Here is a 658-nt window from a genome sequence, read left to right as displayed (position 1 = left end):
AAGTATGTGGGCAAGATTAAAGGAAGAACTAATCTATAATCGATATAATGCTTCAAAAACAACTGTTGAACATATGAAAACAATTATATGGAGATATTTCATTAGTTACTGGAATAACCGAAGAATCTGCTCCACCAATGGAGGATTACCTCCAATGATTAAGAGACAACAGTATTACCGCTCATTGAAGGATGCAGCGTAGATCGAATATCCTCGAGGAAAAAGTGTAAAGAGATATTGACAATATCACTTCTAGCTTTCGGCTTCGGAACGCTTCTACTTGTTCGTTTAAATCCTTAGTCATTGCTGAAACTTGGCTGTGTGAAATGGATTCGATGCCTAGCGTTTTGGTTAATGTATCGATTTTGCGGGTTGAGACGCCATTGACGTAGGCTTCCTGAATGACATTCAGGGTTTGTCAAGTTAAGTGTGTAAGTTTTTTTAGGTATCATAAAAGAAGATGCGTTACCAGTGATTGCTGGCTTTAAAATTTCTCGTATTTCAGGATACGAGCTTGCAGCTTATCATCCATAGCCAACTGGTTTCTGACCATCGCCCAGTTCTGGATATGATGCCCTTCCCACTTGGCATAGAGTTCCTTTACCCTGAGATAGAGAACCTTGAAGACAGATTCCTCGCTGGAGAACGAGCCCTTCTT

At 40.1% G+C, this 658-nt stretch carries 2 pseudogenes; one reads left to right on the top strand and one right to left on the bottom strand.

Annotated features, from left to right (window positions below):
• A pseudogene (locus AB840_RS18015) lies at nucleotides 1–202 on the top strand (hypothetical protein); the annotation flags it as partial.
• Between the two features lie 33 nt (nucleotides 203–235).
• On the opposite strand, the pseudogene AB840_RS16355 reads toward AB840_RS18015, so the two are convergent.
• Nucleotides 236–412 (bottom strand): annotated as a pseudogene (locus AB840_RS16355) (transposase); the annotation flags it as partial.
• Nucleotides 413–658: the final 246 nt, after the last annotated feature.

It is taken from the genome of Megasphaera cerevisiae DSM 20462, assembly GCF_001045675.1.
Classification (GTDB): domain Bacteria; phylum Bacillota; class Negativicutes; order Veillonellales; family Megasphaeraceae; genus Megasphaera; species Megasphaera cerevisiae.
Note: the sequence above shows the minus strand (reverse complement) of the source record. Positions and strands in the feature narration are given on the sequence as shown.